Annotated in this window: 35 protein-coding genes; 32 read left to right on the top strand and 3 right to left on the bottom strand. The window is 47.7% G+C overall.

Annotated features, from left to right (window positions below; translation table 11 throughout):
• Positions 1-178: 178 nt before the first annotated feature.
• On the top strand, positions 179-1144 hold the full coding sequence (locus tag H5T41_04325) for a DHH family phosphoesterase (GenBank protein ID MBC7108002.1): 966 nt from the start codon (positions 179-181) through the stop codon (positions 1142-1144).
• Positions 1145-1151: 7 nt separating this feature from the next.
• Here the strand turns inward: H5T41_04325 and H5T41_04320 are convergent, their stop codons facing one another.
• From H5T41_04320 to H5T41_04310, 3 genes are all read right to left on the bottom strand, one after another.
• Positions 1152-2201 carry a tyrosine--tRNA ligase gene (locus tag H5T41_04320; protein MBC7108001.1) on the bottom strand — a complete coding sequence of 350 codons (1050 nt, stop codon included), beginning with the start codon at positions 2199-2201 and terminating at the stop codon, positions 1152-1154.
• A gap of 249 nt (positions 2202-2450) precedes the next feature.
• Positions 2451-2735, bottom strand: coding sequence for a MoaD family protein (locus tag H5T41_04315; protein MBC7108000.1), 285 nt, complete (start codon positions 2733-2735; stop codon positions 2451-2453).
• 28 nt (positions 2736-2763) lie between these two features.
• Positions 2764-4113, bottom strand: coding sequence for an FAD-dependent oxidoreductase (locus tag H5T41_04310; protein MBC7107999.1), 1350 nt, complete (start codon positions 4111-4113; stop codon positions 2764-2766).
• Positions 4114-4458: 345 nt separating this feature from the next.
• Between H5T41_04310 and H5T41_04305 the strand changes: the two genes are divergently transcribed.
• The 31 genes from H5T41_04305 to H5T41_04155 all read left to right on the top strand — a co-directional run bounded on the left by H5T41_04305 (position 4459) and on the right by H5T41_04155 (position 22211).
• Complete coding sequence (locus tag H5T41_04305) at positions 4459-5451, top strand: archaeosine biosynthesis radical SAM protein RaSEA (GenBank protein ID MBC7107998.1); 993 nt, start codon at positions 4459-4461, stop codon at positions 5449-5451.
• A gap of 92 nt (positions 5452-5543) precedes the next feature.
• Entirely contained in the window at positions 5544-5864 is a 321-nt protein-coding gene (locus H5T41_04300) for a DUF5611 family protein (GenBank protein ID MBC7107997.1), read from the top strand.
• A gap of 323 nt (positions 5865-6187) precedes the next feature.
• Positions 6188-6331: a hypothetical protein gene (locus H5T41_04295; protein MBC7107996.1), complete on the top strand. Its 144-nt coding sequence runs from the start codon at positions 6188-6190 to the stop codon at positions 6329-6331.
• Positions 6332-6382: 51 nt separating this feature from the next.
• Positions 6383-7384 carry a 50S ribosomal protein L3 gene (locus tag H5T41_04290; protein MBC7107995.1) on the top strand — a complete coding sequence of 334 codons (1002 nt, stop codon included), beginning with the start codon at positions 6383-6385 and terminating at the stop codon, positions 7382-7384.
• A gap of 2 nt (positions 7385-7386) precedes the next feature.
• Positions 7387-8169 (top strand): 50S ribosomal protein L4, encoded by a 783-nt coding sequence (locus tag H5T41_04285; protein MBC7107994.1) that lies wholly within the window; start codon positions 7387-7389, stop codon positions 8167-8169.
• Positions 8162-8440: a 50S ribosomal protein L23 gene (locus H5T41_04280; GenBank protein MBC7107993.1), complete on the top strand. Its 279-nt coding sequence runs from the start codon at positions 8162-8164 to the stop codon at positions 8438-8440. Before H5T41_04285 ends, H5T41_04280 begins: the two co-directional genes overlap by 8 nt.
• An 11-nt stretch (positions 8441-8451) precedes the next feature.
• Complete coding sequence (locus H5T41_04275; protein ID MBC7107992.1) at positions 8452-9153, top strand: 50S ribosomal protein L2; 702 nt, start codon at positions 8452-8454, stop codon at positions 9151-9153.
• A gap of 5 nt (positions 9154-9158) precedes the next feature.
• Positions 9159-9620, top strand: a complete 462-nt coding sequence (locus H5T41_04270; protein MBC7107991.1) for a 30S ribosomal protein S19 — start codon at positions 9159-9161, stop codon at positions 9618-9620.
• An 8-nt stretch (positions 9621-9628) separates the two neighbouring features.
• A complete protein-coding gene (locus tag H5T41_04265; GenBank protein MBC7107990.1) occupies positions 9629-10075 on the top strand; it encodes a 50S ribosomal protein L22 in 447 nt (148 codons plus the stop codon).
• Entirely contained in the window at positions 10076-10879 is an 804-nt protein-coding gene (locus H5T41_04260; protein MBC7107989.1) for a 30S ribosomal protein S3, read from the top strand. It begins immediately after the preceding gene.
• A gap of 6 nt (positions 10880-10885) precedes the next feature.
• Positions 10886-11086 carry a 50S ribosomal protein L29 gene (gene rpmC / locus H5T41_04255; protein ID MBC7107988.1) on the top strand — a complete coding sequence of 67 codons (201 nt, stop codon included), beginning with the start codon at positions 10886-10888 and terminating at the stop codon, positions 11084-11086.
• Entirely contained in the window at positions 11086-11385 is a 300-nt protein-coding gene (gene yciH / locus H5T41_04250; protein MBC7107987.1) for a stress response translation initiation inhibitor YciH, read from the top strand. The genes rpmC and yciH overlap by 1 nt, the downstream gene beginning before the upstream one ends.
• Before the next feature lie 7 nt (positions 11386-11392).
• Positions 11393-11656 (top strand): ribonuclease P protein subunit, encoded by a 264-nt coding sequence (locus H5T41_04245; protein ID MBC7107986.1) that lies wholly within the window; start codon positions 11393-11395, stop codon positions 11654-11656.
• Positions 11657-11660: 4 nt separating this feature from the next.
• A complete protein-coding gene (locus H5T41_04240; protein MBC7107985.1) occupies positions 11661-11990 on the top strand; it encodes a 30S ribosomal protein S17 in 330 nt (109 codons plus the stop codon).
• A gap of 5 nt (positions 11991-11995) precedes the next feature.
• The gene (locus H5T41_04235) at positions 11996-12394 is read left to right on the top strand and encodes a 50S ribosomal protein L14 (protein MBC7107984.1); all 399 of its coding nucleotides are present in this window, start codon (positions 11996-11998) and stop codon (positions 12392-12394) included.
• An 11-nt stretch (positions 12395-12405) separates the two neighbouring features.
• Positions 12406-12783: a 50S ribosomal protein L24 gene (locus H5T41_04230; protein MBC7107983.1), complete on the top strand. Its 378-nt coding sequence runs from the start codon at positions 12406-12408 to the stop codon at positions 12781-12783.
• Positions 12780-13490: a 30S ribosomal protein S4e gene (locus H5T41_04225; protein ID MBC7107982.1), complete on the top strand. Its 711-nt coding sequence runs from the start codon at positions 12780-12782 to the stop codon at positions 13488-13490. The genes H5T41_04230 and H5T41_04225 overlap by 4 nt, the downstream gene beginning before the upstream one ends.
• Positions 13491-13498: 8 nt before the next feature.
• A complete protein-coding gene (locus H5T41_04220) occupies positions 13499-13999 on the top strand; it encodes a 50S ribosomal protein L5 (GenBank protein ID MBC7107981.1) in 501 nt (166 codons plus the stop codon).
• Complete coding sequence (locus H5T41_04215) at positions 13996-14142, top strand: 30S ribosomal protein S14 (protein ID MBC7107980.1); 147 nt, start codon at positions 13996-13998, stop codon at positions 14140-14142. The genes H5T41_04220 and H5T41_04215 overlap by 4 nt, the downstream gene beginning before the upstream one ends.
• 12 nt (positions 14143-14154) lie before the next feature.
• A complete protein-coding gene (locus H5T41_04210) occupies positions 14155-14544 on the top strand; it encodes a 30S ribosomal protein S8 (GenBank protein MBC7107979.1) in 390 nt (129 codons plus the stop codon).
• A 10-nt stretch (positions 14545-14554) separates the two neighbouring features.
• Complete coding sequence (locus H5T41_04205; protein MBC7107978.1) at positions 14555-15106, top strand: 50S ribosomal protein L6; 552 nt, start codon at positions 14555-14557, stop codon at positions 15104-15106.
• Positions 15107-15183: 77 nt separating this feature from the next.
• A complete protein-coding gene (locus H5T41_04200) occupies positions 15184-15915 on the top strand; it encodes a 50S ribosomal protein L32e (protein ID MBC7107977.1) in 732 nt (243 codons plus the stop codon).
• A gap of 1 nt (position 15916) precedes the next feature.
• Positions 15917-16372 (top strand): 50S ribosomal protein L19e, encoded by a 456-nt coding sequence (locus tag H5T41_04195; GenBank protein ID MBC7107976.1) that lies wholly within the window; start codon positions 15917-15919, stop codon positions 16370-16372.
• Positions 16372-16872: a 50S ribosomal protein L18 gene (locus H5T41_04190; GenBank protein MBC7107975.1), complete on the top strand. Its 501-nt coding sequence runs from the start codon at positions 16372-16374 to the stop codon at positions 16870-16872. The genes H5T41_04195 and H5T41_04190 overlap by 1 nt, the downstream gene beginning before the upstream one ends.
• Complete coding sequence (locus tag H5T41_04185; protein ID MBC7107974.1) at positions 16873-17574, top strand: 30S ribosomal protein S5; 702 nt, start codon at positions 16873-16875, stop codon at positions 17572-17574. It abuts the gene before it with no gap.
• A 1-nt stretch (position 17575) separates the two neighbouring features.
• On the top strand, positions 17576-18043 hold the full coding sequence (locus H5T41_04180; protein ID MBC7107973.1) for a 50S ribosomal protein L30: 468 nt from the start codon (positions 17576-17578) through the stop codon (positions 18041-18043).
• 10 nt (positions 18044-18053) lie between these two features.
• Positions 18054-18479, top strand: a complete 426-nt coding sequence (locus H5T41_04175) for a 50S ribosomal protein L15 (GenBank protein ID MBC7107972.1) — start codon at positions 18054-18056, stop codon at positions 18477-18479.
• Between the two features lie 18 nt (positions 18480-18497).
• Positions 18498-20078, top strand: a complete 1581-nt coding sequence (gene secY, locus H5T41_04170; GenBank protein ID MBC7107971.1) for a preprotein translocase subunit SecY — start codon at positions 18498-18500, stop codon at positions 20076-20078.
• Complete coding sequence (locus tag H5T41_04165; protein MBC7107970.1) at positions 20078-20728, top strand: DUF106 domain-containing protein; 651 nt, start codon at positions 20078-20080, stop codon at positions 20726-20728. The genes secY and H5T41_04165 overlap by 1 nt, the downstream gene beginning before the upstream one ends.
• Complete coding sequence (locus tag H5T41_04160) at positions 20725-21273, top strand: AAA family ATPase (protein ID MBC7107969.1); 549 nt, start codon at positions 20725-20727, stop codon at positions 21271-21273. The genes H5T41_04165 and H5T41_04160 overlap by 4 nt, the downstream gene beginning before the upstream one ends.
• A complete protein-coding gene (locus H5T41_04155; GenBank protein ID MBC7107968.1) occupies positions 21264-22211 on the top strand; it encodes an RNA-guided pseudouridylation complex pseudouridine synthase subunit Cbf5 in 948 nt (315 codons plus the stop codon). The genes H5T41_04160 and H5T41_04155 overlap by 10 nt, the downstream gene beginning before the upstream one ends.
• The last annotated feature ends 32 nt before the right edge of the window (positions 22212-22243 follow it).

The following is a 22243-nucleotide window of genomic DNA, read 5'->3' as shown; positions in this document are numbered from 1 at the left end:
CATCGGGACCACGCAATCCTTTTATTTTTCATTCATTTATTATTGCAAGTGTTTTGTGCGAGCACTGACAGTCATTTCGTAGAAATCGATCAGAGATGAAATCTCTTATCTCGCAGAACTTGATTAATTACTGACCTCGAAAGGTGCATATATTTCGTCGACACTCATCGAATTTTGGATGCTAAGCGCAATCGTACAGAAACTCCAGATGGGAAAGAAAGTTGTTCTCCTCCATGGCAACGCGGATCCCGATGCCCTCGGCTGCGCTTTCGCAATCTGTCGAAGCTTTCCGGACGCGATCATCGCAGCACCAGGTGGACTCGATCGGGTATCAAAAATCATCGCGGAAAAGCTGAATATCAGGGTGTTTGAAACGATCGATTTATCTGATTATGATACCTTTGTTGTTGTCGATACCTCTTCTCCTGACCAGCTGGATATCTCGGTCCCATTCCCGGAAAAATGCATTGTGATTGACCATCACGCGTTCTCCGATCGATGGTCTAATTGCCTTTATTACTGTGACGATTCGAAAAGGAGTTGCGCAGAAATTGTTTTCGAAATCCTGAAAACCGCGGGAATTGAAATTACTCGAGATATGGGTCTGGCACTGCTGTCAGGAATGTTAACTGACAGTGGACACTTTGCGTTCGCGACACCATCTTTGCTCAGGGATTTCGCGGAGATCATGGAAAGGGCGAATATCAACATGGACGAGATTATGAGTTTCATCGATATTGAGCCTGATATATCCGAAAAAATCTCACAGCTCAAGGGCGCTCAGCGCTTGAGGTTCGAAAGAACAAATGGTTACATCGTTGCGATCTCTCACGGCAGCGCGTTTGAGAGTTCAGTCTGCAAATCGCTGATTATGCTCGGCGCCGATGTGGCATTCGTTGGATCGCAAAGAAATGAGTCTTTCAGGGTCAGCGCAAGGGCGAGGCCGGAAATTGTTAGAAAGGGGCTGCACCTCGGAAAGATGCTTGAGGACATCGGGACGGAGACTTCGAATGACGGCGGAGGGCATGGAGGTGCTGCAGGTTTAATGGGTGTTGGTGATATCGAGGCGATTCTCAATATTTGCATGCAGCGCGCTCTTGACTTTTTAAGAAAGCTCGAACAGCCAGCAGTCAGTGAACGGTAAACTCAGATTAACGCATCTCAGCAATGATCTTCCGCATCGCTTCCAGTCTATCTGGTTTCCTCTCAAAGTAATCTCTCACGGGTCGCAGGATTTCGATGAGAGCTTCGCCTGCCCCATTCTTTAGATCCATTGGATGAATATGTGAAGAGGCGTAGGCCTTTTCAAGTTCATCATAACTGGAAAAGCTGATAGGGCCGCCATACTTACTTGGTCGCTCGATCCTGACCTCTTTTATCTTATTAAAAATCACATATTTGTAAAGGAGGAGGATCGGATTCCCTTCAACATCTGGCGGGCAAAATGCCTTTCCGATTTTTCTCTTGATGTCCTCGGGAGAATCATGGATGAGAATGCCACTGTCGGGATCGCTTTTCGACATCTTCGATGCGATTGGATCCATCCTATTTCCTCCGCGAAGGCTCGGCAAGAGCGGCGTATGAAGTGCGATCGGCTTCTTCCATCTCAGTCTTTCAGCGGCTTCACGTGCGAGCATGTGAGCCCGGCGCTGATCCATACCAGCGTAGGCAACGTCGACATCGAGTTCAAAAATATCGGCTGCCTGCATCAAGGGGTACATTACTTTTGATGAATCTAGATCAGCTTCCTCTTCCTGTCTGCCCATGATCGTCATCGCCCTCTTGATCCTCGTAAGCGTCGAGACCTTGCCGATCCTGATAACCTTTTCCCAATACGAGATACTTGACATAAGTTCCGATGCCAGGCGGAATTTGACCTTGCTCTTTTCGATGCCGAGAGCCTCAAAGCAATCTTCCATGTATCGAGCACAAGTCCTTATTTTCTCGACGTCCCCTGTCAATTTATCATTGATAAAGGCATGCCAGTCTGCGAAAAAGATCGTGAATCTAAATCCCGTATCGATGAAATCAATGATTTTATTTGCGCAAATCATCCAGCCGAGATGCACGAGTCCAGACGGTTCGAATCCGATATATGCATGCGGAGACGTCTCTGTTTCAAGTAAATTCCTTAGTTCTTCTTCTGTCACAATTTCCTCTGTATTTTTTGCCAGAATTTCATAGCGGGTTCCTGCGTCCATATGGTTCAATGCGAGAAATCACTCATCCTAAAAAAACATTTGTGCTCACTCTATCCTAATTCACTTTGGCGACTTAAATTTTGACGGCATGAGTCAAGACATTTATTGACGCTATCAAGACTTCTGCTCAGATTTCCTTTTATGAACTCATAATCACTTATCGCAACTCTAATTATCTTTCTCAATTTTTTAAATGAAAAATCTCAAAAAATTGAATTAAAAATGTAACGGCGGATGGTGAAATTGAGATCATCCGCCCGCGGTTACAGGGAAGACAGAAATCACGTCCCCATCCTTGATCTCGGTCTGGAGGCCATTGATGTGTCTAATGTTCCGTCCGTTGACAAGGATGTAAATAAGGTCAGAAATCTGAGAACCCTTAGGGTAAAGGATTTTTGAAATCTTATCTCCGTATTTTTCAATGAGCGCGCCCAAGAAGTCCTGCACCGTCTTGCCGCTCGTTTCAATCTTGGCTTCAGTTGTTCCAATCGAAGACGCGATGTGTCCGAAAGTCTTGAAGATGACCCTCACCATGTCTTTCCCTTTTTTATATGTTTAGAGATTATAGCTTTTTCGCCGCATCTTCAGCTGCGAGATTAACAACATCCATGACCATGGACGTGGGCGGGCAATACGCATTCTCGAAGGCTGCGACAAATTCCTCAACTGTCGTTCCCTTTACGATGGCAGCCGTTAGCCAGTTGACCCGTCCCGTGATCTCTTCTCCACCGACAATCTGCGACCCGAGTATCTTGTGCGTATCTTTGTCGACAAGAATCTTGACTGTGAGCTTCTTTCCACCAGGATAATATCGAGCTCTCGTGAGACCGGTTGCTTTGCCCTCGACAACGTTGAGGCCATAATATTCCGCGAGTCCTTTCGACAATCCCGTTCCACCGGCTTCCAGATCGCCAATCTTACTGATGAACGCGCTCAGAACTCCGGGGTAGAAGGCATATCCTCCGGCTGCATTGATACCAGCAACCCGTCCCTGTCTTACTGCACTGGAACCTAACTGGCTCATCGTTGGGCCAGGCACGACGGCGCTTTCGACCATGATCACATCCCCAGCAAGGTAAACATCCTTGACGAGTCTACCCTTCTTGTAAGGTTGCAATGTTGGGCTTACCCTTACGGCACCGAGTGGGCCGATATCGAGTCCCATCATGTTCGGGATTTCAAGATTCGCCCTAACGCCAGTCGCCATTATCACGAAGTCGCACGGGTACTCTTTATTTCCCGCGACGACCTTTTCGACCTTACCATTACCTTTGATCCCGCCAATGGGGGTGTTAAGTACAAACTTAATACCCTGTTGTTCGCAATAGTCCTGAACGAGTTTTGCCATGTCTGCATCGAAAATTCTTGGAATCACCTGAGGGAACATTTCAATGACGGTTACGTCAAGCCCAGCATGTTTCAGAGCGATCGCCATTTCCAAGCCGATAACACCTGCGCCTGCGACGACGACCGACTTTGCGTTTTTCATCGCCTTCTGAATCGCCTTGCCATCCGCGATGTTTCTGACAGTAAACACACCAGGCAAATTAATGCCTTCCACGGGTGGGACGAATACCGTCCCTCCAGTAGCGACAACTAGGGCATCAAAGGCATATTCCTTTCCATCTGAAGTAGTGATCATCTTCTTCTCAAGATCGACGCCGGTCACCTTTGTCTTTGTATGAACAGTGATGTTTCTTTCCTTCTTGTAAAACTCCGGCGTGTGCATAACGATCGACTCAAAGTCCTTGATTTTCCCTTCCAACACAAATGGAATCGCGCAGGGAGAATAGGCGATGTATTCATCTTCTGTAAAAACGCTTATCTCGGCATCTTTGTTGTGCTCTCTTGCAGTTGAAGCCGCGGTCATCCCCGCAGCGCCGCTACCTATAACAATGATCCTCCTACCCATTGAAACCAACCCTCTTGCGGGGAGATTACACCAATTCTATTAATACATTTCCAAATCGGCGTTGAAATTTCTTCGAAAAACTCAGAAAATTTTGCATTTGAGCATGGCTGCAAAAAGTCTTCTTGTGTAATTCTTGATTTTTTCAATATTTTTCGTTTCATTTCGAAGGAATACTCTTCTGCAATGACTCCTTTTCCTAAAATCGTTCTTCACTGTGGCGTTTGTTTCTAGGGGAGTCTTTTAGCATTTTAATCTACCATTCGAGTTTCTGCAGCTCGGAAAATCATAAGATTCGCATGAAAAGTCTTATTTATGGAGGCGATATGGACACACTTGGCATAAGAAATGGCGCAAAATCGATCAAGGACACCTGTTTCAACTTGGAAAGAATGGGACATAATAGATGGAAAAAGAGTTCGAGCATTGGTTATCATTTTCAGAACATCAGGTTGCTGGTGGGCAAGAAAAGAAGGATGCCTTATGTGCGGATATAACGCTGAGAGCGATCCCTGTGTCGGACTAGCGGAAATTCGCGAACAGCTCAATTGCGTTAAAGAAGCTTATTCAAATGAAGAATTCGTGAAAATATACACGTCGGGAAGCTTCCTTGATACGCGGGAGATTCCGCGAGAGGCCAGAAATGAAATCTTTGAGACATTTCATGGAGCGAAAAGAATTTTAATTGAGACAAGACCCGAGTTTGTGACGGAGGATAACCTCTGCGACTTACCGAGGGACAAACTGGAATTAGCGATGGGACTCGAAAGTGCCTCAGATAAAACACTAGCGAAATGCGTCAGAAAGGGTTTTTTCGTTGAAGAGTACGAAAAAGCCGCAAATTTTCTTAATCACGAGGGAATCCCACTCCGCACTTACCTTCTTTTAAAACCTCCATTTTTAACAGAGAAAGATGCAATCGAAGATTGTCTGAGGTCGATTTCATTTGCGTCACGATTCTCTGAGAGCATTTCAATCAACCCAGTTAACGTTCAAAAGGGGACTGTGGTTGAGTTTCTGTGGAAAAGGGGTGATTATAGGCCTCCATGGTTGTGGTCACTCGTTGAAGTTTTGTTAAAAGCTAAAGTCGAAAAGGAAGCACGGGTTTTCTCTTCGCCCACAGGTGGTGGGTCGATGCGCGGAGCACATAATTGTTTTCGGTGCGACAGCGAGGTGCTTAGAGCCCTGGAGCGCTACACATTTTCGCAGGATAAAAGGGAATTTGATAGTTTGAGCTGTTCATGCGTGGATAGGTGGAAAACGTTCCTCGAAGTGCAGGATTTTATGGGCACAAGCGTTGATATCGACAGGTATATGAACGCAGATTGGGAATTGGAATGAGGTTGTGCGCCGAAGAAGAAATAAATCGCGATTTGCTGATATCGGCTTGAGATAAACTCAGTCTGGCAAACATCCAAAAAAGGGGTGAGTGATTGGAGTACGAATTGAAAAAGGGGAAATACAAGGATCTCGAAGGCGAGGGACTCAAGAATATCATAGAAGAAGTGTTTGGCACAGTTACGAGAGAAGGCGATTTATATGTTACATCCTACGGCGCACTTAAAAGACTCGAGGCGAAGCTTGTTGGAAAATCAGCTCTTCATGTCAGTACAGAAAGCGATACGAGTGTCCCAGAAGAAGTCGGTGTTGAAACGATCAAGAGATTCAATCAATTTCTTGAGAGAGCCACGGGATACACCGCAAAAGAACGGAAAAACAGACTTCAGAAGAAAGCGCGTGAGGAAAAGCTCTGATAACGCTGATTCCTAAGATCAATCATCGTTATCATCATTACCAATCAACGTGCATCTGGCACCGAATATATCGTTATCGATGGGAAAAACTGCTGCTTGAGGAATTCTCAATAAACAATTGTAAATATCTTATTATGTGAAGTAAGGTTCCGCCGGCGGATACCATCCTGTTGATTCCAACTCCGTTGAAGCTCCTTGTCTCATGAAAATAATTTGAGAAGACGTAATAAGCTGGAATTGCAGAGATTCGCATATGAGATATCGGTGATCGGAAGGAATTTGGCATTTGAGGAGAACCGCATAGCTTAAATATAGATATCCTTATGCAAGAATTCGCTGAACGCGATAAGGACGTTCGACCAGACACTTTGGGCAATGCAATAAGCATCCCTGATTCGCACCCTACATCTGTTCTGGGTGAAGAATATGGTGTCACGGTCGAAGGTGCGATAGTCGCGATCATGTAGAAAAGCGTAGCATAGAGAGCGGCTTCTCTCAATGCTGGAAGAGGGAGAATCATGCCAAACAAAAGACGTCCTATTCGAGGTTCGAAGGCATTTTCGCCAAGAAAGAGAGCGAAGCGGCCAGTTCCAAGACTTGACTCCTGGCCAGAAATTAGCGACGGTCCTAAAATTCAGGGATTCGCGGGATATAAGGCCGGTATGACACACGCGCTCCTTGTGGATTACAGGCCGTCAAGTAACACGTCGGGTCAGGAGGTGCAGGTTCCTATCACTGTTATTGAGGTTCCTCCGATGAAAGTTGCAGCCGTTAGGATGTATGAGAACACTGCTTACGGATTGCGAACAGCTGGTGAGGTTTGGGCTTCAACTCTTGACCCAGACCTCAGACGGAGGCTTCCAATTCCGAAAAATTACGATTCAAACAAAGCCTGGGAAAAGTATAATGCGGTCACGGTCGACGAGGTGCGAATCTTGGCTTATACGCAGCCACGCCTCGTCAGCGGTGTTCCTAAAAAAGCTTGCGACCTTATGGAGATCAGGGTTGGCGGAGGAACGATTCAGGAAAGACTTGAGTATGCGAAGTCTCTTTTAGGGAAGGAGATCAAGATCACAGATTTTGTTAAGGAAGGCGGTATGGTCGACGTTTCTGCGATTACGAAGGGCAAGGGATTCCAGGGTGCTGTCAAGCGATGGGGCATCAAACTTCTATCGCACAAAAACAGCAAGCATCGGAGACTTGTCGGAACATTAGGACCCAAGAGACCCGGGTATGTCAGGCCCACCGTACCCCAGGCCGGTCAGGTCGGCTATCATCAGAGAACGGAATTCAACAAAAGGGTTCTCAAGATCGGGGACAACGGAACTGACATCACGCCTAAGGGTGGTTTCTTGCATTACGGAAAAGTTGCAAATCCGTATATTCTTCTTCATGGCACGGTTCCTGGACCCGCAAAGAGACTTATCCGGTTAAGGGATCCAATCCGGCCAACCGGTATTGAACTCAAAGAGCCTCCAACGCTCACTTACATCTCGTTGGAATCAAAGCAGGGGGTATGACGATGGCCAATAACGGTAAGGTCAATGTCTATTCGTTAAAAGGCGAGGTCATAAAGACGATTGATCTTCCTCAGATCTTCGCCACCGAATTCAGGCCAGACCTCATCAGACGTGCCGTCTCGGCAATGGAGGCAAATAGGCGACAGCCGTATGGCGCATCACCCGAAGCGGGAATGCGGCATGCGGTATCAACCTGGGGAAAGGGACGGGGTGTCGCGAGAGTTCAGAGATTGAGCCAGGGAGCGAGAGGTGCTCAATCTCCAGGCACCGTTGGCGGTCGAAGGGCTCACCCGCCATATGCGGAGCGCGATTGGTCGAAAAAGATCAACAGACGGGAAAAGTTATTGGCAAAATTATCGGCGCTCGCCGCCCTTGCCGATCCAGATAAAGTTAGAAAGCGTGGGCACCGGTTCGCTGATGGTGTGACTCTCCCTGTTGTCGTTGAGGATGACATTGAGAAAATATCGAAGACGGGAGAGGTTCTTGAGGTTCTCGAGAGTATCGGTGTAGGTGAAGATATCAGACGGGCGATCAAAGGCATCAATATCAGGGCGGGTCGTGGCAAAATGCGGAATAGGAAATACCGTGTGCCACGCAGTTTGCTAATTGTTGTGTCTGATAAGGATGCACCGCTGATACGAAGCGCTGAGAATCTTCCTGGCGTTGAAATCTCTGATGTTAATAACCTCAGCGTAGGCGTGCTTGCCCCCGGAGGTGATCCTGGTCGACTTACTTTATTTTCAGAATCAGCACTCATCAAACTAGGAGAGTGGTCAAATGGTTAGGGATGTTCTTCTTTATCCATATGTCACCGAGAAATCGATGAATCACATGACTGGCACGCCGACTCAGGATTTCAAAGATGGGAACAAAATCGAATTCATTGTGTTGAAGAATGCGACGAAGCAGGAGATCAAAGAGGCGTTCGAAAAGCGATTTGAAGTCAAAGTTGAAAAGGTTTGGACGAGAATCAGCAAGGAAGGTAAGCATGCGATTATCAAGCTCGCTGAGGGCTATTCTGCTGAAGACATTGGTATGAGAATTGGAGTGTTCTAAGGAGGGTATAAATGGGAAAGAATCTCAGACAGCAACGACGAGGTCGTGGCGGGTCGCAGTATCGATCGCCGAGTCATCGACATCTCGGTGATATCAAATTGCCACCAATCAACGAGGGCGTAGGGAGGATTATTGATCTTATTCATGCACCTGGCCGGACAGGACCGCTCGCTGAGGTCGATTTCGAAGGTCAGGTCTTTAAAATGATCGCCTCAGAGGGTATGCAGATCGGCCAGGAGATTTTTGTTGGTAGCTCAGGCGCGATCGTGCCAGGCAACATTATGCCGTTGGCTAGCATTCCCGAAGGGACTCTTATTTATAATATTGAATCAAAGCCTGGGGATGGTGGAAAATTCGTCAGGAGTGCTGGGAATGCCGCGATGGTTGTGAGCAGGGGTGCGAAAGTCGTTGTTCAACTGCCATCTGGCGCGATGAGGACCTTTGATCCCAGATGTCGGGCGACGATTGGTGTGGTGGCTGGCGGTGGTCACAAGGAAAAGCCATTTGGAAAGGCTGGTGCAAAGTTCCATGCCTATAGATCCAAGAGTAAAGCGTATTTCAAGGTTCGGGGGGTCGCTATGAATCCCGTTGATCACCCCCACGGTGGAGGTTCCCACCAGCATGTTGGGAAGCCAAGCACTGTGAGTCGTAACGCTCCACCTGGTAGAAAGGTCGGTCGACTGTCGCCGAAGAGGAAGAAGGGGAGGAAGTGAGCGATATGGTTGAAGAGAAATTGACGGGAACGAAAGCCTCACGGAGAAGGGCAAGAAAGAAGAAAGGCGCAATCCAGGCGAGGCGCAAGAAAGAGTTCACTTACCGTGGGTATACACTTGAAGAACTCCTCAAGATGTCCTTTGATGAAGTTGTTTCAATCATGCCTGCAAGGGTTAGACGTACGCTTATAAGGGGATTTAACGAGGAGCAGAGAACGTTTATCGAAAAATTAAAATCAGGCAAGTATCCAGTGGTGAGGACGCATCGAAGAGATATTCCAATTCTGCCGGAATTTGTCGGTAGGAAAGTCGCGGTGCATAATGGAAAAGAGTTTAAGGAAATAGAAATCAAGCCTGAGATGATCGGTCATTACCTGGGCGAGTTTGCGATGACCAGGAAACCGGTAAAACACTCTGGACCTGGTGTGGGTGCGACGAGATCATCAAAGTTCTTGCCACTTAAGTAGGTGATCAGATGGTCGGGTACACTGCTGAAGCGGATCCAGATATTACATCGCGAGCGATCGGGAAGGAACTTCCGATCTCGCCAAAGCATGCTAGGGAAATTTGCAATATGCTCAAAGGAAAAACAACAGTGGAGGCCGCACAGATTTTGGAAGAGATTATTGAGCTCAAGCGACCCGTTCCGATGAAGCGTTTCAAGAAGGGCGTCTCGCACAAGAAAGGGGTCGGCCCTGGTCGTTACCCACGAAAAGCGGCAAAGGAAATCCTGAAGGTCCTTGAGGGCGCGAAGCACAACGCGGAGTACAAAGGGCTCGATCCCGAGAACATGCGGATCAAAGTGATCACCGCGAATCTCGGAAGAACCATCAAGGGATATATGCCAAGGGCGTACGGAAGGGCAACTCAATGGAATCAGCAGACGACAAATATCGAAATCATATTGGAGGAGATGAAGTAGATGGCAAGCGAAAGAAAATTCGTGACTGAGAATATCCGGAGAGTTCTCCTGAAGGAATTCCTTATGAAAGAAGTCGACAGGGCTGGATTTGGCGGTGTCGAGGTGCAGAGAACGCCGATGGGAACCAGGGTAACACTGATCACGGAGAGACCTGGTATGGTCATTGGGCGAAGGGGCGTAGCGATCAAGAATTTGACGAAGGCAATCGAAGAGCGATTCAAGTTCGACAATCCGCAAATTGAAGTTCAGGAGGCTGAAAATCCAAACTTGAATGCTCAAATCATGGCGGAAAAACTCGCATTTGCGCTGGAGCGCGGTTGGCATTTCCGCAGGGCAGGTCACTCGACCGTGAGACGGATCATGGATGCAGGAGCGAGGGGATGCCAGGTCGTTATTTCTGGCAAACTAACAGGCCAGAGACACAGGACAGAGAAGTTTAAGGAGGGTTACATCAAGTTTTGCGGTGAGCCGCGTTTGAAATTTATGAAGACTGGCTTTGCTGTCGCTAAACTCAAGCCTGGTGTCATTGGTGTTCGCGTGGAGATTATGGATCCTCAAGCAAAGTTGCCAGATGAGGTTGAGATTCTTCCGCCAGAAAAAGCCGTTGAGACCTTGCCAGAACTCGCGGATATCCTTATTGTTCATGAGGAAAAGAGGGAAGATGAAGCGACCGCGGAAACTGGCGAATCCCCAGATAATGCTGGGTCTGATAATCTAGATGATCAGAATAATGATCAAAATGAGAATGTTTCATTGTCAAATGATCAGATTGATGAAAATGATGAAAAATCGAAGGAGGTGTAGAACCGGATGGCACTTCTGAGAACTTCGGAGATACGTCAGATGAGCAAGGAAGAGCGGCTTGCAAAGCTCAAGGAATTGCAGGATGAGCTTATGCACGAAAGAGGCACGGCAGCAATGGGCGGAGCACCGGCAAATCCCGGTCGAATCCGAGCTCTCAGGAAGAACATTGCCCGGATTCTTACCGTCCAGAGGGAGGAAGAAACGTAATGGCCGAGATATGCCCGGTGTGTGGATTGCCGAAAGAATTGTGCATGTGTGAAGAGATCGCGAGAGAACAGCAAACTGTTAAAATTAGCACTGACAGCAGAAGGTACGGGAAGACGGTGACAGTCATCGAAGGCATTGACGCTAATGACATCGATCTCGAGGATCTTGCTCGAAAATTGAAGACAAAATGTGCGGCTGGCGGGACCACAAAAGATGGAAAGATCGAGTTGCAAGGAGACCACAAGAAGAAAGTGAAAGAGGTCCTGGAAGAGATGGGGTTTAAGACAGAGGTTAGATGATTCGGACATGAAAAAGAGGGATTTCATGAGAGGCGAATTTATCGGTCTGGAAGTTGAAGTCATTTCGTCTAATCATCCAGGATATATTGGGTTGAAAGGAAGAATTGTTGATGAAACAAAGAACACGCTCAGAATCGAAAAAAATGGTGTTGAGAAAATAATTCCAAAGGCTGGGAATGAGTTCATGTTCACTCTCAATAATGAAAAAATTAAGATCCGTGGCGATGAAATTCAATTCAGACCAGAGGATCGAATCAAGAAGATCAGGTGAGCTTATGGAAAGCAAAGTAAGGGATATCGGAGTTGATGTGAAGGTTCCAGAGGCGAAGTGTGATGATGTGCATTGCCCTTTCCATGGAAAGCTTTCCGTCAGAGGGCAGATACTTGATGGTGTCGTGGTTTCAACAAAGATGGACAAGACCGCGGTAGTCGAGAGAAACTACCTGCGCTATATCAAGAAATTTGAAAGATACGAGAAGAGAACAAGTCGGATCTCCGCTCATTGTCCTCCATGTTTGGGTGTGAAAGTAGGTGATAAAGTCAGAATTATGGAGTGCAGGCCGCTGAGTAAGACAGTTTCATTCGTTATTATTGAAAAGAGGTGAAAGACTTGAAGGGCATCGCAGGCAGACAGACAAGAGGTATTCAGACAGGGAGCGAGTTGGATGTCATTGATAACACAGGTGCCAAAGTTGTCTCAGTGATCGCTGTCCCAGGATACCACGGCGTGAGTCGGAGATATCCGAGGGCGGGCATAGGAGATATTGTCATAGTGTCTGTCAAGAAGGGAACGCCAGAGATGAGAAGGCAAGTACTCCATGCTGTCGTCGTGAGACAAAGGCGTCCCTACAGGAGACCCGATGGGACGATGGTGTCGTTTGAAGATAACGCAGCTGTCATTACAACTGAAACCGGTGAGACGAAGGGAACGGATATTAAAGGTCCTGTGGCGAGAGAAGCGGCAGAACGATGGCCGAGGATCGCTGCCGTGGCTTCGATGATCGTTTGAGGTGATATGGAATGATTAAGAGCAGCAAGGCCAGGAAGCAGAGAAAGGCGGTCTATAACGCACACAATGTCAAGAGAAGAAAAATGGTTTCATCACATCTCAGTGATTCATTGATGAAGGAATACAAGCGGAGGTCGCTTCCAGTGATTAAAGGAGATACCGTCCTTATAGTACGGGGAGATGAGGAGATCGTCGGGACGGAAGGTAAGGTCGTGCGTGTCGATACTAAAACGGGCAGGATCATCATCGAGGGTGTCACAATAAACAAGGCCGATGGATCGCAAGCGCCTCGACCGATTCATGCATCAAATGTAATCATCACCAAACTTGATCTCAGTGATCCATGGCGAAAGAACAAACTCATTGGTGTCCAGGAGGGTTCCTCATGAGTAGGGATATGAAACGATTGACGGCGCCAAGAAGCTGGCCGGTGCCGAGGAAGATATGGCACTGGATCACGAAGCCTTCGCCAGGTCCTCATCCAAAAGAAATGAGCATGCCGCTTCTGATCATTGTCAGAGATATGTTGGATCTTTCTGACACAGCGCACGAAGCGAGACTCATATTGGCGAACGGCGAGATTCTCGTGGATGGCAGGCCTGTTAAGAACCGGAAATTTCCTGTAGGTCTTATGGACGTGGTATCAATTCCACGACTCAATCAGCACTACAGGATGCTTCTCAACTCGAAGGGAAAATTCGAGCTGGTTAAGATTCCCGAGGGCAAAGAAAAATGGAAACTCTGCAGGATTGAGAATAAAGTGACTGTAAAAGGAGGGAAAACGCAGCTCTGCCTTCATGACGGTCGCAACATCCTGGCGGGGAATGGTAGTTACAAGACTGGTGATGTCTTGAAAATCGAAGTTCCCTCTCAGAAGATCCTCGATGTTTACAGACTTACGAAGGGAAATCTCGCGTACATCATCGGCGGAAATCACGTCGGTAGAATTGCGGTCATTGAGGATTATATCGAAACGCGCAGTCCGACTCCAAATATCGTCAAGTTCAAGGACGGAACTTCGACGGTGAAGGAAAACGTCTTCGTCGTCGGCACCAAAGTTCCTGAAATAGACCTTCCGGAGGCGAGTGCGATATGAGCGAGATCATGAGGAAGCCTAGAATCGAGAAGGTCGTCGTCAACATCGGAGTCGGAGAGGCTGGAGAGCGGCTTGTCAAGGCTCAGAAGGTTCTTGAGATGTTAACAGGTCAGAAGCCAAAAGTCACGACTGCAAAGGTGACGAACAGGGATTTGGGCGTAAGAAGGGGTATGCCCATTGGGTGCAAGGTGACATTGAGAGGCGAAAAAGCCGAGGAGTTCCTTAAGAAGGCGTTATGGATCAGGGAAAACAAGGTCGCCAGTTATTCTTTTGATCCTGAGGGCAATTTTTCGTTCGGCATTTCGGATTACACCGACTTCGAAGGCATGAAATATGATCCCGAGATTGGAATTTTCGGGATGGACATTTGTGTCTCGGTCAAACGACCAGGATATAGGGTATCAACAAGGCGGGTGATGCCAAGAAGGCTCCCCAAATCCCACCGTTTGACAAAGGAAGAAGCGATGGAATTCTTGAAGGAGCGTTTCGGGGTGGAGGTGGTCTATTGAAACCAAAGAAGGAATTCGGCAGGAAAAAAGGCTGCCTGCGATGTGGCAGGAAGCGTGGGATCATCCGCCGTTACGGTATGCATCTTTGCCGTCAATGTTTCCGCGAAATAGCGCCTCACATTGGATTTAAGAAATACTCATGAGGTGGTGAAATTATGCAGAACGATCCGCTGAATGATGCAATGGCAACGATAAAGAATGCGGCACTCGTGGGCAAGCAGGAGTGTGTGATTAGACCGTCCTCGAAGCTCATCGGCAGAGTGCTCAAGGTCATGCAGGAATCAGGGTATATCAATCAGTTTGAATTCATCGAAGATGGAAAGGCCGGGATATTCAGAGTGAAATTGCACGGAAGAATTAACAACTGCGGTGTGATTAAGCCGAGATATTCAGTGAAGAAGAATGATCTGGAAAAATTTGAAGCGAGGTATCTGCCAGCTCAGGACTTCGGCGTTCTCATTCTGACAACCACGAAAGGCGTTGTCAGTCATGTGAAGGCAAAAGAGTTGGGCATTGGGGGAAAGCTCCTCGCTTTTGTTTACTGAGGATGAGGATATGGTAGTTACTGGTGTAGTTGAAGAAGTCGTCAGCATTCCTGGCGGAGTTACGATCGAGCTCTCTGACGGAAACGTAACAGTTTCAGGTCCAAAAGGAAAGCTCACCAGGAGATTGGCTCATCCACGGGTTCAGATCACGAAATCAGATGGAGAGATCATTGTTCATTGCGAGTTTCCGCGCAAAAAGGAGCGGGCTCTCGTCGGAACCTTCGCAGCACATATTAAAAATATGGTTGAAGGGGTGCTGCATGGATTTGAATACAAGATGAAGATCGTGTATTCGCACTTTCCAATCAAGGCATATGTGAAAGGGGATAAGTTCATCATAGAAAATTTCCTCGGCGAGAGGACACCCCGCAAAGCGAATATCGTCGGCGATACGAAGATCGCTGTCAAAGGTAATGAAGTGATTTTGACTGGAATCGATATCGAAGCAGTTTCCCAGACAGCTGCAAATATCGAACGTGCTACAGCTATCAAAGGATACGATTCGAGGGTCTTCCAGGATGGCATTTACATTGTTGAAAAAGCGAGGAGGATGAGTCAATGAGCAAGCATGAAGGGGAAATCAGGGAAATTTCAGAATTACCATATTATAAAGATGAATACAAGGAAGAACTCGAAGCGATGGGAATCAGAACGCTCTCAGACCTCCTTGATGCGTTATATGATGAGGAGCGAAAGAAAGAGATAATTGACCGCCTAAAAGGCGTCGGTCCAAAGATCGCCGAGCATTGGATTGAGGTCATTGAAGAACGAGGGATTCTTGAGGAATCAGTACCCGAATCTAGGGAAGAAGAAAAGGTGCCTGAGGAAGTGGTCGTCGAGAAGACAAAAGAAGAAGAAATCGAGAAGGAAAAGGGTGCTGAGCAAGAGAATAAAGCTGAAGAGGTCATCATTGAAGAAGCAGAAGTATCGGCAAAAGAAGCGGCGATCGTCGAGAAGGGTGGTTATCTCGTCAAGGCAAAACCTGCCCTCGATCCAACAATCGCGAAATTGCTTGCGTTGAGACGTAAAATCTCAGAGAGAAGACCAGCGTTTCTTAGACAGGAATGGTTCAGGTACAAGAGACTCGGTGAAAAATGGAGGAAGCCCCGCGGTCTGCATAGCAAGATGCGGCGGCATTACAAATATAGGCCTCCTGTTGTGTCGATCGGATACCGCGGGCCGAAAAAAGTACGCGGATTGCATCCATCTGGCTTTGAAGAAGTCATGGTTTACAACCCTTCACAGCTTGAAGGAATCGATCCAAAGCGGCAGGCTGTGAGAATCGGCAGTACGGTCGGCTATAAGAAGCGAATAGAGATTGAAAGCAAGGCAGATCAGCTTGGAATCAGGATTCTCAACAGGACGGGATGATATGAACCTGAAAAATCAAAGACGGATTGCGGCAGAGATCCTTGGATGTGGGATTAACAGGGTTTGGATCGATCCGAATCGAATTGAGGATATCGCGGACGCGATCACCCGTGCCGATATCCGAACTGCGATTGATTCTGGAGCAATCGTCGCTCTTCCAAAAAGAGGAATTTCACGAGCAAGAGCAAGATACAGGGCTGCCCAAAAAGAAAAGGGAAGACGAAGGGGTCCTGGCAGTAGAAAGGGCGCTGCAGGTGCGAGAACGCCCGAAAAAAGGCAGTGGATTCAGACTATCAGACCGATCAGAAGAACGCTTAAGGAATTGAGGGATGAAGGCAAGATCAGCAGGGCTGTTTACAGAGAGTTCTATATGAAGGCTAAAGGCGGAATGTTTAAAAGCAAGACTCATTTGATCACCCATCTCAAAATGGAAGGACATCTCAAGGAGGGCAACTAATGGCTCACGGACCTCGATATAAAGTGCCATTCCGACGAAGGCGAGAAGGCAGAACAGACTATCGACAAAGGGCGAGATTGCTAAGGGCAGGGGTTCCGAGAGCTGTCGTCAGGATCTCGTTGAGAAATGCGAGTGTGCAGTTCATTGAATTCGATCCTATTGGCGATCGAGTGACCGCACAAGCGCACTCGAGGGAACTGATCAAGCTTGGCTGGAATCTCTCAACTGGAAACACACCTGCAGCTTATCTGACAGGATACCTCGCCGCACTGAGAGCAAAGAAGAAAGGAATCGATCAGGCGGTTCTAGATATTGGTTTGCGAGATCCGGCGAGGGGTGCCTCGTGTTTCGCTGCGTTGAAAGGAATTCTCGATGCGGGTATTGAGGTTCCTCATGGCGAAGAGATTCTTCCTTCGGACGAGAGAATCAAAGGTCAGCACATCGGGGAGGGCGTCGAGAAACTCGTCGAAGATATCAAAAAGAAAATGGAGGTGGAGTAAATGGAATGGACGCCGAAGACAAAACTAGGCAAGATGGTCATGAACGGCGAGATCACATCGATGAGCGATGCACTTGCAACAAAGCTCCCACTTCGCGAACCTGAAATCGTCGACGTCCTCCTTCCCGATCTGAAAGATGAGGTCATCGACGTCAACATGGTCCAGCGAATGACCGACTCGGGCAGAAGAGTGAAATTCGCGATTACTGTCGCAGTCGGTAACGGCGATGGTTTCGTAGGTGTTGGCAGGGCAAAGGGCAAAGAGGTCGGTCCTGCAATTAGGAAAGCGATTGACAACGCGAAATTGAATATCATCGAGATAAAGAGAGGATGCGGATCTTGGGAGTGCGGATGCGGCACACCTCATTCATTACCGTTTATGGTTGTCGGAAAGGCAGGGTCTGTTGAGGTGACATTCAAACCTGCTCCTAGGGGTGTTTCGCTAGCTGTAGGAGACGTCGCAAAAATCATCTTGCAACTTGCTGGTATCAAGGATGCATGGGGATTTGCGCGTGGCCATACAAAAACGACGGTCAATTATGCCCTAGCGACATTCGATGCCCTCATGAAGACATCCGTCCTCAGGATCACTGAAGAACAAGAGAAACGCTTGAAGATCATGAGTGGTCGTGTCATGGTTCATTTTCCAGAACATGATGCAAATATGGATCAACAGCGGGAAATAACAGGGCAGGAGGGATGATGTGGTGGCCTACGCTGTGATCAGAGTACGAGGACACGCTGGTGTTAAGAAGGAGATCGAGGACACGATGCGGATGCTAAATCTTACCCGCCCCAATCACTGCGTTGTTGTTCCGGAGACGGATAGCATTAAGGGAATGCTACAGAAAGCGAAGGACTATATCACATGGGGCGAAGTGAACAGTGAAACTCTTGCGAGAATGATCAAATTCAGGGGACGACTCAAGGGGGACAAGCCGATCGACGATCTATATATTCAGAATCATTCGAAATTCACATCGATCATCTCATTCGCAAAAAGCGTGGCTAAAGACGAGGTGAAATATTCGGACCTTGTTGATGTGAAACCTGTCTTTAGGCTCAATCCCCCGCGGAAGGGATACGGCGGCAACAAGAGGTCATTTACCAACGGGGGCGCTCTTGGATACCGCGGAGAGAAGATCAACGAATTGATTGAGAGAATGCTCTAGGTGATGTCCAATGCCAAGCAGGACTAAGAAATTCAGGGGAAGCCGCACACACGGACGCGGCAAGAAGGCGGGGCGCGGTGCGGGCCTCCGAGGAGGTCGCGGTAACGCGGGTCTTCACAAACATAAAGTCATGTATATGTTGAAATACGATCCAGATCATTTCGGCCGACATGGTTTCAAGAGACCTCAGAGCATCGTGGCTGCCAAGATTGCGATGAATGTCGGCGAGATCCAGGAGAATATAAACAAGTTGATCGCGGACGGTTTTGCTGAGAGAAAGGATGGGAAGGTCACGGTGAATTTGACAAAGATGGGTGTTGACAAACTCCTTGGCTCAGGGAAAATCATCGAACCGATCGATGTCATCGTGGCCGATTGTTCGGAACTTGCACGGGAGAAGATTGAAGCCGCAGGCGGCTCCGTTATTCAACCGTAGCGATGCTCTGGGATGGACATGGCTGAAGGGGAAAAAAGCAGACTGTATAAGTTGAAACCCCTCACCGATAGGTTGCCTGCTGTTTCTCGACCTGAAGGCCATGTCCATTTTAGAACGAAGATGATGTGGGTCATCATCATCCTTGTTTTTTACTTCATCATGACCAATGTCTATATCTATGGTCTAGATCAAACTCAAACGATTGACCTGTTTGCCCAGTACAGGGCAATACTCGCTGGAGCTCAGGGATCACTGATGCACCTTGGTATCGGACCGATCGTGACTGGTTCGATTATCATGCAACTCTTCGTCGGTGCGAAAATCATTAAGCTGGATCTCAGGAATGATGAGGATAAGGCGGTCTATCAGAGCACGCAGAAATTCCTCGTCCTCATCATGATCATTGTTGAAGCGGTGCCGCAGGTTTTCGGGTATCTCGTGCCTTCGGAAACATTCGTCCATAATCTGGAAGGAATCTTCGGAAGTGGCGGAATATTGAGTGGTCTTAATTTCGCGAGATTCGTCATCGTTCTTCAGCTTTTCATCGGATCCTATCTTGTCTTCCTTATGGACGAAGTCGTTTCGAAATGGGGGATTGGTAGCGGCATTTCTCTCTTTATCGCCGCTGGCGTCGCGGAAGCGATCTTCACGGGTACCGTCAACTGGCAACCGGTGGATCCGAATCTGCCAATAAGCATCAATAATCCGCCAGCAGGTACAATCCCAAAAACGATCTACATCCTTCAGAACACTTCAGCCGCAGGGCTCGCCGGAGGCGGATACGAAAGAATTCTCTTACAGAACCCGAATCCCATGGTTGCCCTGATCGGCACGATCGCGATTTTCCTTTTTGTTGCCTATGTTGAATCGACGCGTATCGAACTTCCACTTGCTCACGGGACTGCAAGGGGTGCCAGGGGCCGTTATCCGATCAAGCTCATCTACGCCTCAAACATTCCAGTCATCCTTATGGCGGCGTTGCTTGCGAACGTCAGCATGTTTTCGATGCTTCTCTGGAACAATCCATCGTTCAGAGGTCTTCCTCTGATCGGGGGGCAATGGTGGATAGGATTTTATGAGCCCGGAAGTACATACCCAGCGGGCGGGCTAGCGTGGTATCTTTCGACGCCAAGAGGGCTTGGAGACTGGTTGCTACCAATCTTGAGTCCTGAGAGATACGGACATTTAGCCGCGGGACACGATAGTTTACAAATCGCGCTGCACGTTATTGTTTATCTTGGTGTGATGGTCGTAGGCTCGATTATTTTTGCAAAGTTCTGGATCGAAACGACAAATATGGGACCTGAGGCTGTTGCGAGGCAAATCGAATCATCTGGGTTGCAGATTCCAGGTTTCAGAAGAGATCCGAGAGTGCTCCGGCGAGTACTTGAAAGATATATTCCTGTGGTGACGATTATCAGCGGTGCGCTTGTTGGGGCGCTAGCTGCGATCGCGGATCTCATCGGAACCGTCGGGAACGCAAGTGGTACCGGCGTTCTTCTCACAGTCGGAATCTTGATACAGTTCTACGAAGCTATCGGCAGAGAGCAGATGATGGAGATGCATCCCGTATTGAGACAGTTTTTCGGAGGTGAATAATGGTGCCAAATCCCTCTCAAACCCAAAGTGGCATGCCGAGGATCACAACAATTCTCGTTTTCGTACTGGCCCTTTTCATTCTATTTGATCCGAGTCTGAGAAATGGTCTCGGGCAAATTGTCGGCTACGGACTTGAGCCAATTATCGGATTCAGCGGACAATATCCTGTTGTCACACTCTTTCTTGCTGGTATCATCATGACCGGTCTTACGATCATCATCAGGCATTTCATGGTTGATTATGTGGAACAGGTGAAAAGCCAAAAGATTGTCGCCGCTTTTAACAAGGAGTTAAGGCAGGCCCGAATGGAGAACAACACGTATAAGATCAAGAAGCTTACAGAGCAGCAGCCAAAAATACTTCAAAAATCGATGGAGGTCTCAACGTCTCAATTGAAACTCCTCCCGATTACGATGATTATTGTCGTTCCCATTTTTGCATGGTTATCGGTCTTTATGATTAATATCAACAGCGCTCACTTCGCTGTACCATGGTCGTTCAATGCAGACATGAATGCCGTTTATGTTCTGCCAAGCTGGATACTTCTGTATTCGCTCATCAGCGTGCCATTCGGTCAGGTGCTCGCAAGAATACTCAGGTATTTCTCATTTAAGAAGCGCTTGAAACAGATGAAGGCCGATGCAAAATGAGAATCACGATCAGCGGCCCCCCAGGTTCCGGGAAGACAACGGTTTGCAAACTCCTCTCAGATAAGCTCGGAATCAGATATGTCGTTTCCGGCGCAGTCTTTAGAAAAATGGCTGAAGAACATGGTTTGAGTCTTGAGGAATTTGGTAAATTGGCGGAAAAGGATGCCCAATTCGATCGAATGCTCGATGAAGAAATGTTGCGGATCGCGCGTGAGAATGATAACATCATTCTTGAGGGACGATTGACTGGATATCTTCTGAATAAAAATGGAATCGATGCTTTTAAGATTTACCTGGATGCGGAACTCGATGAAAGATCGAGAAGGGCTTCGATGCGGGATGGGATCGATGGTGATGCGGCAAGAAAGAAGATCATCGAAAGGGAGAAATGTGAGGCGACGAGATATGAGCGATATTACGGATTTGATCCAGCTGATAGGAGTTTTTATGATCTCGTAATTGACACAACACACCTCTCACCTGATGAAGTGGTTTCGAAAATTATTAGGGCACTGGAGGCGAGAGGTTGGCCAGAATGCTCATAAGAGAAGAATCGTTCGTCAGCGAGAAATGGGGAAAGCCCCCATCGGCTCGATCGGTGGAAGAGCTTTTAGAAGCTGGTGTGATCAATCTCGATAAGCCGCGCGGGCCCACATCTCACCAAGTGACTGCCTGGGTTAGAGATATTCTGTTGATCAAGAAGGTCGCCCACGGAGGCACCCTTGATCCCAACGTCAGCGGGGTCCTTCCGATCGCTACAGGGAAGGCAATCCGAGCGATCGATCTGACTCTGAGATCTGATAAGGAGTACGTATGTTTGATGAAGTTGCACAGGGAAAAGAAAGAAGAAGATATTCGCAAGGTTCTTTTGAGTTTTGTAGGTGAAATTTTTCAGACTCCGCCAGTGCGATCTGCGGTGAAGCGGCAGATGCGTGTCAGAAAGATCCACGAGATCAGAATTATTGAGATCAGAGGGAGGGAGATTCTTTTCAGGGTTTCCTGCGACGCTGGAACTTATATCAGGACGCTTTGTTACGACGTCGGCGAAGCTCTAGGAACGGGAGCGCATATGGAAGAGTTGAGACGTGTACGCTCTGGAAATATGAGGGAAGAAGAGTCTTTCAGACTTCAAGATATTAAGGATGCATTCGTATTCTGGAAGGAGGAAGATGATGATTCTTTTATGAAGAAAATTCTCATGCCATTTGAGAAGCTCCTTGAGCCTCTTCCAAAGATTATCATTAAGGACAGCGCTGTTGATGCGATCTGCCATGGCGCGGATCTAGCAGTCGTTGGCATTGCGCGTCTCGATGACGAGATTATGAAGGGAAGTACGGTTGCGATTATGACGGAAAAAGGTGAAGGTGTCGCTCTCGCGACTGCTGAGATGAGCGCAGAAAGAATTCTCAACGCGAAGGAAGGCATCGCGGCGAAGACGATGCGGGTATTCATGAAACCCAGCACGTATCCGAAAATGTGGTGATCATAAAAAATCCCGTATGGTTGTCTGATTTT

Source organism: Methanomassiliicoccales archaeon (genome assembly GCA_014361295.1).
Taxonomy (GTDB): domain Archaea; phylum Thermoplasmatota; class Thermoplasmata; order Methanomassiliicoccales; family JACIVX01; genus JACIVX01.
The sequence above is the reverse complement of the archived record's forward strand: the minus strand, read 5'-3'. Positions and strand labels throughout refer to the sequence as shown.

Bases quoted from the DNA above. Each gene is read 5' to 3' on its own strand.
- H5T41_04310 (MBC7107999.1), bottom strand. From the start codon at position 4,113: ATGGGTAGGAGGATCATTGTTATAGGTAGCGGCGCTGCGGGGATGACC.
- H5T41_04200 (MBC7107977.1), top strand. From the start codon at position 15,184: ATGGGAATCAGAACGCTCTCAGACCTCCTTGATGCGTTATATGATGAG.
- H5T41_04270 (MBC7107991.1), top strand. From the start codon at position 9,159: ATGGTTGAAGAGAAATTGACGGGAACGAAAGCCTCACGGAGAAGGGCA.
- H5T41_04265 (MBC7107990.1), top strand. From the start codon at position 9,629: ATGGTCGGGTACACTGCTGAAGCGGATCCAGATATTACATCGCGAGCG.
- H5T41_04230 (MBC7107983.1), top strand. From the start codon at position 12,406: ATGATTAAGAGCAGCAAGGCCAGGAAGCAGAGAAAGGCGGTCTATAAC.
- H5T41_04240 (MBC7107985.1), top strand. From the start codon at position 11,661: ATGGAAAGCAAAGTAAGGGATATCGGAGTTGATGTGAAGGTTCCAGAG.
- secY (MBC7107971.1), top strand. From the start codon at position 18,498: ATGGCTGAAGGGGAAAAAAGCAGACTGTATAAGTTGAAACCCCTCACC.
- H5T41_04210 (MBC7107979.1), top strand. From the start codon at position 14,155: ATGCAGAACGATCCGCTGAATGATGCAATGGCAACGATAAAGAATGCG.
- H5T41_04260 (MBC7107989.1), top strand. From the start codon at position 10,076: ATGGCAAGCGAAAGAAAATTCGTGACTGAGAATATCCGGAGAGTTCTC.
- H5T41_04165 (MBC7107970.1), top strand. From the start codon at position 20,078: ATGGTGCCAAATCCCTCTCAAACCCAAAGTGGCATGCCGAGGATCACA.
- H5T41_04225 (MBC7107982.1), top strand. From the start codon at position 12,780: ATGAGTAGGGATATGAAACGATTGACGGCGCCAAGAAGCTGGCCGGTG.
- H5T41_04155 (MBC7107968.1), top strand. From the start codon at position 21,264: ATGCTCATAAGAGAAGAATCGTTCGTCAGCGAGAAATGGGGAAAGCCC.
- H5T41_04205 (MBC7107978.1), top strand. From the start codon at position 14,555: ATGGTAGTTACTGGTGTAGTTGAAGAAGTCGTCAGCATTCCTGGCGGA.
- H5T41_04305 (MBC7107998.1), top strand. From the start codon at position 4,459: ATGGCGCAAAATCGATCAAGGACACCTGTTTCAACTTGGAAAGAATGG.
- H5T41_04185 (MBC7107974.1), top strand. From the start codon at position 16,873: ATGGAATGGACGCCGAAGACAAAACTAGGCAAGATGGTCATGAACGGC.
- H5T41_04280 (MBC7107993.1), top strand. From the start codon at position 8,162: ATGGTTAGGGATGTTCTTCTTTATCCATATGTCACCGAGAAATCGATG.
- H5T41_04275 (MBC7107992.1), top strand. From the start codon at position 8,452: ATGGGAAAGAATCTCAGACAGCAACGACGAGGTCGTGGCGGGTCGCAG.
- H5T41_04245 (MBC7107986.1), top strand. From the start codon at position 11,393: ATGAAAAAGAGGGATTTCATGAGAGGCGAATTTATCGGTCTGGAAGTT.
- H5T41_04290 (MBC7107995.1), top strand. From the start codon at position 6,383: ATGCCAAACAAAAGACGTCCTATTCGAGGTTCGAAGGCATTTTCGCCA.
- H5T41_04315 (MBC7108000.1), bottom strand. From the start codon at position 2,735: ATGGTGAGGGTCATCTTCAAGACTTTCGGACACATCGCGTCTTCGATT.
- H5T41_04195 (MBC7107976.1), top strand. From the start codon at position 15,917: ATGAACCTGAAAAATCAAAGACGGATTGCGGCAGAGATCCTTGGATGT.
- H5T41_04295 (MBC7107996.1), top strand. From the start codon at position 6,188: ATGCAAGAATTCGCTGAACGCGATAAGGACGTTCGACCAGACACTTTG.
- H5T41_04285 (MBC7107994.1), top strand. From the start codon at position 7,387: ATGGCCAATAACGGTAAGGTCAATGTCTATTCGTTAAAAGGCGAGGTC.
- H5T41_04175 (MBC7107972.1), top strand. From the start codon at position 18,054: ATGCCAAGCAGGACTAAGAAATTCAGGGGAAGCCGCACACACGGACGC.
- yciH (MBC7107987.1), top strand. From the start codon at position 11,086: ATGGCCGAGATATGCCCGGTGTGTGGATTGCCGAAAGAATTGTGCATG.
- H5T41_04190 (MBC7107975.1), top strand. From the start codon at position 16,372: ATGGCTCACGGACCTCGATATAAAGTGCCATTCCGACGAAGGCGAGAA.
- H5T41_04160 (MBC7107969.1), top strand. From the start codon at position 20,725: ATGAGAATCACGATCAGCGGCCCCCCAGGTTCCGGGAAGACAACGGTT.
- H5T41_04220 (MBC7107981.1), top strand. From the start codon at position 13,499: ATGAGGAAGCCTAGAATCGAGAAGGTCGTCGTCAACATCGGAGTCGGA.
- H5T41_04325 (MBC7108002.1), top strand. From the start codon at position 179: ATGCTAAGCGCAATCGTACAGAAACTCCAGATGGGAAAGAAAGTTGTT.
- H5T41_04320 (MBC7108001.1), bottom strand. From the start codon at position 2,201: ATGGACGCAGGAACCCGCTATGAAATTCTGGCAAAAAATACAGAGGAA.
- rpmC (MBC7107988.1), top strand. From the start codon at position 10,886: ATGGCACTTCTGAGAACTTCGGAGATACGTCAGATGAGCAAGGAAGAG.